Source organism: bacterium, from assembly GCA_023145965.1.
Classification (GTDB): Bacteria; UBP14; UBA6098; order UBA6098; family UBA6098; genus UBA6098.
Genome location: JAGLDC010000123.1, coordinates 1 through 6,313, shown reverse-complemented (window position 1 = coordinate 6,313; position 6,313 = coordinate 1). Strand labels below are relative to the sequence as shown.

General features: G+C 48.2%; 6 protein-coding genes and 1 pseudogene. All 7 read left to right on the top strand.

Features of this window, described 5'->3' with window-relative positions; genetic code table 11:
* Window positions 1-58: 58 nt before the first annotated feature.
* The 7 genes and pseudogenes from KAH81_10255 to KAH81_10225 all read left to right on the top strand — a co-directional run bounded on the left by KAH81_10255 (window position 59) and on the right by KAH81_10225 (window position 5,790).
* Window positions 59-526, top strand: a complete 468-nt coding sequence (locus KAH81_10255) for a hypothetical protein (protein MCK5834034.1) — start codon at window positions 59-61, stop codon at window positions 524-526.
* 140 nt (window positions 527-666) lie between these two features.
* Entirely contained in the window at window positions 667-1,026 is a 360-nt protein-coding gene (locus tag KAH81_10250; GenBank protein ID MCK5834033.1) for a hypothetical protein, read from the top strand.
* Between the two features lie 350 nt (window positions 1,027-1,376).
* Window positions 1,377-3,353, top strand: a complete 1,977-nt coding sequence (locus KAH81_10245) for an N-6 DNA methylase (GenBank protein MCK5834032.1) — start codon at window positions 1,377-1,379, stop codon at window positions 3,351-3,353.
* Window positions 3,354-3,391: 38 nt separating this feature from the next.
* Window positions 3,392-3,709 (top strand): hypothetical protein, encoded by a 318-nt coding sequence (locus KAH81_10240; protein ID MCK5834031.1) that lies wholly within the window; start codon window positions 3,392-3,394, stop codon window positions 3,707-3,709.
* On the top strand, window positions 3,706-4,029 hold the full coding sequence (locus KAH81_10235; GenBank protein ID MCK5834030.1) for a helix-turn-helix domain-containing protein: 324 nt from the start codon (window positions 3,706-3,708) through the stop codon (window positions 4,027-4,029). Before KAH81_10240 ends, KAH81_10235 begins: the two co-directional genes overlap by 4 nt.
* A 14-nt stretch (window positions 4,030-4,043) precedes the next feature.
* Complete coding sequence (locus KAH81_10230) at window positions 4,044-5,381, top strand: hypothetical protein (protein MCK5834029.1); 1,338 nt, start codon at window positions 4,044-4,046, stop codon at window positions 5,379-5,381.
* A 184-nt stretch (window positions 5,382-5,565) separates the two neighbouring features.
* Window positions 5,566-5,790, top strand: a pseudogene (locus KAH81_10225) (AMP nucleosidase).
* Window positions 5,791-6,313: the final 523 nt, after the last annotated feature.

The window sequence follows — 6,313 nt, the reverse complement described above, 5'->3', positions numbered from 1 at the left end:
TCTTGCGCCGGTCAAATTCCCGTATTAAATTACTTCATAGAAATTATTGGAGGCCTTCATGAATATCAATATCGTCAACGACCAAGTGATTATCGAATTGACCGAACCGGAGTTCGAGGCGTTCTCCGCAATGTTCGCCAATCTCGGCGCAAATCACCGAATAATCATTGAAGGATTGGATTGGCCGGGTGGATCGCCGCACGGGGGGAAATACAACGCGACTATAAAGCCCATGCACCTTTGCCGCACAATAGGCGAGGCTTGCGCGGTCGAGAGCGCCGGGCCGCTGGACATCATGTCGCTGTATCCATTCTGGAAATACGGCTTCTGCTTCGGCGAAACCGGCGAGCTTCGTCTTACCTTCACGGAGATCGACCCGCACAAAAAGGCGAATCTCTCCGACGAATTCGGCATGGGTCGGCATGGCCGACAGCAAACGGCTCCGACCGGAATATCATACCAAGAAACTACAATTAACATGGGTCTTCGCGGACCTCCCGTTGGTCGGTCGGATTTTCTTGACTGAACACTTCGACTGTAGAAGCGAATCCACGCGCCCCGCTTGGTCGAGCAAGTCGGTTCCGGCCCTGCCGGTTTGAGGCGAAGGGCACTACGACAAGCCGAAGCACCGCAAATTCGCAGGCTTCCGGTGGAAAATACCAAACGATGCAAATCGTGCCGACATCCGGCGCAGTGAGCGTCCGATGCTGCACTGCTGTGAGTTTGGAGCGCGACTCCGCAACGAACAACACCCGATTATTATTGCTCGATCCGCCTTCGACAGGCTCAGGGAACGGCCGGTCGTTGAGCGGTGGTCGCCGAGCGGAGTCGAGGCGAGCCGAAACGAACGTTGTCCGCGCAAACCTCTCCCGCGACCGAATCCTCGCCGCCGCCCGCGCCAGAGCATACCGCGAAAAACTATTCGGCGACATAACAACGATGTTCCGTTATAAAAACAAATCCCTCGAACTCGTCCGCAAACCATTTGTGCCGAGCAAAACCCACGGCTGGCTAGACATAGCGTGATTTACAGAGCGAATCGTGCCGAAGGCGCGTTGAGCACGACATCTGTCGGCATTGGCGACCACGACTGGCTCAATATCGGGTAAAACCGTAGAGGAGGGTCTATGTCCCCTCCCGCTCACTCCGCAAACCATGTTGAGGAGCCTCAGAACGACAACGACTTACGAAGAATTGGGTGAAAATCCCCACATTCTGTGGAAGCGAATCGGCGAAGCCGTTGAGCACAATTGGCTGCGGCCCTGCCGCCTGTCATTCCGGCCCCCGAACCGGAATCCACTCATAACTCTTTTCCCTCCTTGCATTAACGGAATAACCCATTAAATTGGGTATGACAAATTTGAACTAGAGACAAAATGCCGAACTATAAACAGATCTTAAATAGATTCCGTGACGCGGTGAACAAGCAACTGAAGACCGGTAGGGCGACGGAGCAATCTTTTTATAACCCGATAGAGGATTTAGTTCAAGATTGCTGTGATGAAATTACTGCGCAGGCTATTTCATCGGGCGATACTTTGAATAAACCGGATATTACAGCCTTCAGGCACGGAAAACTCAAAATCGGACTTGTCGAGGTCAAAGACACCGACATCGACATCGAAGCTATCCAGAACAGCTATTCCCCGCCTATCGTCGAAGGTTTGTTCGGGGAAACGGTTATCAGCGGGAACAAATCAACAGCGCACAATACGAAACAATTCAGCGGGTATTTGAAGGCCTACAAAAACCTTATTTATACTAACGTCCACGAATGGCGATGGTATAGAAAAAACAACCCGAAGCCGGTTAAGGTTATCAAGATAGGGCATATCGGAAGCGACGGACTTCTGCACCTCATCGAAAATGCCATTCCTGAATTCGAGAGCATGATGGATTTATTCCTTCACGATAATCCGGAAGCCCCGGCAACGGCGAAAGCCCTCGCAGTTAATATGGCAAGACTGGCAAAGGAAATTAGGAAACAAACGGAAGCCCTATCCGAAGCAGCCGACGTTAACCTGAAAGCCTTATTCCAAGCCTTCAAGAAAGAACTCGTCCATTCGCTAACCGCAAAGCAATTCGCGGATATGTATGCTCAAACAATCGCATACGGGCTTTTCACCGCGCGAATGATGCAACCGAACGCGACTGATTTTTCGCGGGCGACAGCTGCTGAAAAACTGCCGAAGACAAACCCCTTTCTCAGGAAGGTTTTTAATTCTTTCGCTTTCGATTTGCCCAACGAGATAATTATTTGGGTAGATGACATCGCCGACCTTCTGAAAGCAGCAGAAATAGATGAGATAAAAAAGGATATACAGGGTTTTAGAAAGAAAAGGCATAGCGGCGATGGAGAAGCGATGGAGAAAGACCCGATAATCTACTTCTATGAGCCGTTCCTTGCCGAATACGACCCGAAAGAACGCGAAAGGCGCGGCGTTTATTATACACCTCTTCCAGTCGTGAGCTATATCGTTCGCTCGATAGACGAGCTTTTGATTAAAGAATTCGATAAACCGATGGGACTCGCCGACGACGACGTGATTATTCTCGACCCCGCCTGCGGAACCGGGACTTTTCTCTATGAGGTTTTCCGCGTTATCTACGAAAAGATCGGAAAGCGGAGCAAGGCGACGTGGTCGAATAGTTACGTTCCGAAATTATTAAAGCGGGTTTTTGGTTTCGAGCTTCTTATGGCACCATATACGATAGCGCATTTGAAACTCGCGGAGTTTCTCGCCGACGAAACAGGCTATGATTTCGAGAGCAACCAACGAATAGGCATTTATCTAACAAACACACTCGAAGAAGCGGAATCCCACGCACAACAATTGAGAATTGGATTAGAAGGCACGATAGCAACAGAGCGCGCCGAGGCCGACGAAGTTAAAGAGAAAAAGCGCGTTATGGTTATCCTCGGCAACCCGCCTTATTCCGGGCATTCGCAAAACAAAGGGAAATGGATTGAAGGATTATTGAAGAAGCCTTACGACCTACCGGACGGATCGAAACGACAGAGCTATTACGAAGTGGACGGCGCAAGCATAAACGAACGAAACCCGAAATGGCTTCAAGACGATTATGTGAAATTCCTTCGATGGTCGCAATGGAGAATTGACAAAACCGGCGAGGGCATTCTTGGAATGATAACAAACCACGGATATCTCGATAATCCGACTTTTCGCGGGATGCGCCAAAGCCTTATGGGAACTTTCAATAAAACCTATATCTACGACATTCACGGCAACTCGAAGAAAAAAGAAACCGCACCCGATGGCGGAAAGGACGAGAATGTCTTCGATATTCAGCAAGGCGTTAGCATAGGGCTTTTTGTAAAAAATAATTCTTGACATCAATACGCCAGTGGCGTATAATGGGAGTGCGAGAGATGGTTATTAAAGAAACTACGATATTTACGGAACTAATTGTAGATTTAATGGACGATAATGAATATAGCAAATTACAATCGATTCTTGTTATAAACCCAAAAGCCGGTCCTGTTATAAAGGGAACAGGCGGATTAAGGAAGCTACGCTGGGGTTATCAAAACAAAGGAAAAAGGAGCGGATTAAGGATTATTTATTATTCGATAGGAGCTGAAGATCAAATATATATGTTGTTAATATACAAGAAAAGCGAACAGACTGACCTAACCGCTGAAGAGAAAAAATTCTTGAAGAGGTTAGTGGAGGAGGAAAATAAATGAAAAAGGAACTATTCGACAAATTAATTGAAAGCGTGAAGGAAGCAGGCGCAATAAGGCGGGGTGAAAAGAAACCATCGAGGGAATTCGTTTACGAGCCGATAGATATACAGGCGATTAGGGCGAAATCCAAACTATCTCAAAATGATTTCGCTACAATGCTCGGCATAAGTCCAAGAACATTGCAAAATTGGGAGCAGGGTCGAAGGTCGCCCGTTGGCCCGGCACTGAGACTCCTCAGAGTTGCCGAAAAACACCCTGAGGCCGTTTGGGATACAGTTCAACCGGAGCATGCCGCTCAAAAAGTAAAAACAAATAAATAATTTAGGGCGGTTATATGAAGAAAAAAGATAATTCGCCCCGCATCTACCACGCCCACCTTCACGGACTGCGCAAGGGAAAATACGCCACGCTCGCCGAAAGCTCCGTCTCGCAAACCGAATGGGAAGAAATCTCGCCCAAATCCCCATATTACCTCTTCATACCACGCGACATCGAACTCGAAGGCGAATACGAAACCGGTTGGAAAGTCACCGAGATAATGAAAACAAACGTCTTGGGATTTCAAACCCATAGAGATGGTTTCGCGATAGATTTCGAAGAGGAAGTTATTAGAGAAAGAATCCGTGAAATGCGGAGTGAGAGATTAACAGATGAGGAGTTTCGGCTTAAGTATTCTCTTACTGATAACAGAGATTGGAAACTGGCTATAGCACGGAAAAAACTTAAGGGAATCTCCAATTGGGAAGATAGTATAATTCCTTGTCTTTATAGACCTTTCGACATTCGATATTGTTATTTTAGCGACATAGCTATGGATTATCCAAGGGTAGAAATAGCTAGTCATCTGCTCCATGAAAATTTGGCTTTGAATACAATGCGACAGACTAAAGCGAAGCATTGGAAACATGCTTTAGTATCGGATTGCCCCACGCCTGCTGTTTATGTAGAGATTAAAGATGGCTCTTCCGTCTTCCCCCTCTACCTCTACCACGAGGAGCACGGGAAAACGGTCAAGACGCCGAATATCGCGCCGGAGTTCGTCGAGCAAATAAAGAAATCCATTGGGGTAGGTCGGGCCTCCGCGCCTGACAATTCAGGAATGACCGGCACGGAGGCCGGTCCTACCGTTGAGGCCGGCCCTACCGTTGAGGCCGGTCCCACCGTTGAGGCCGGTCCCACCGTGTCGCCCGAGGAGATATTCTACTACATCTACGCCGTCCTGCACTCGCGCACCTACCGCACCCGTTACGCGGAATTCCTCAAAATAGATTTCCCGCGAATCCCGTTGCCAAAGAGCAAGGCCTATTTCGAGAAACTCGGCGAGGAGCTGGTCAAATATCATCTTCTCAAGATAAAAGACTGGGGCGACCTCGAACAGAAAGGCGAGGCGACCGACACGACGGTCGGCAAAGTCCATTACGACGACGAGAACCGCGAAATTGTCCTCGACGCGAAAAAGCCGCCGAATGAACAGGTTCGTATCGGCCTTGTCCCGAAGCATATTTGGGAATTCCATATCGGCGGTTATCAGGTGCCGCATAAATGGCTCAAAGACCGCAAGGGCATGAAAATAGACATCGAGGAATACGCCTATATCCTGAACGCCCTAATCCACACCGACCGCATAATGAACCGAATAGACCCGGTATTCGTGGAGATGATTAGAGTTTAACCCCACGCCGGCCCTGCCGATTATCTGTCGCCCCCGCGCCAGCGCTACCTCAGGGGGAATATGTTAATCGTGAAATTTCTCTTGCATTTTATAATTAGATATGTTAGTTTTCGTTTAGGTAATAATTATGCAAGAACATAAACCGAAATACCCCGCACGCTCCTGCGCCTGTCATTCCCGACCAGATTGGGAAACCACCACCCTTTTCCTCGTCGGACACAAAAACAGCATCGCGCGCGGAGCGTTGCTTTTAGTATCCGATCTGCCGATGACACCGGAGGGTATTAAAACCGAGACATCCGACCGTCATGTGACCGAGAAATTCACCGATCTTCAGCTCGACATCGGTATCGAGGCGATGACCGAGATCGACGATAACGGCGAGCAAATTAAGCACTTCACATTTTAGATAGAGCTTTGTGGACCCGGACTTATAACTACATATAGCGGTGAAAACCATATTCCACGAGGTATAGAGACAACACCCGAAGGCGGTTATATTGTTGCCGTCGGTCTTAATCGCCGGAATGGAGGGTGTGGAGACGCGCCCTTTTTATCTGTCAACGCGAAGCCTGAAGCTCAAAATACTAATGACTATGGCAATCTTGTCTTTTTTTTCCTTCGACTCCGCTCAGGGAACAGCCTTCGTCTATTTCTTACGCGATAAAAAATATATTATTATTCGCTTGTATTATATATATTGTCTGTTATTTTACTTATGGTGCTATACGAAATAAAAATAAACCATGGTAAAAAATCCCTCACCCCCGAAAACGTACGGAGCTGCTATACTAATTTAGCCTTCCAGAACCGTAGGGTCGAGGCATGCCTCGACCGCAATAATAAAACGGGCGCCGCATGCGACGCCCCTACGAAATCGATCACCACAAGATTTACCAAAACCAACACGCCCCGCGCGAGGAAGACTTCGC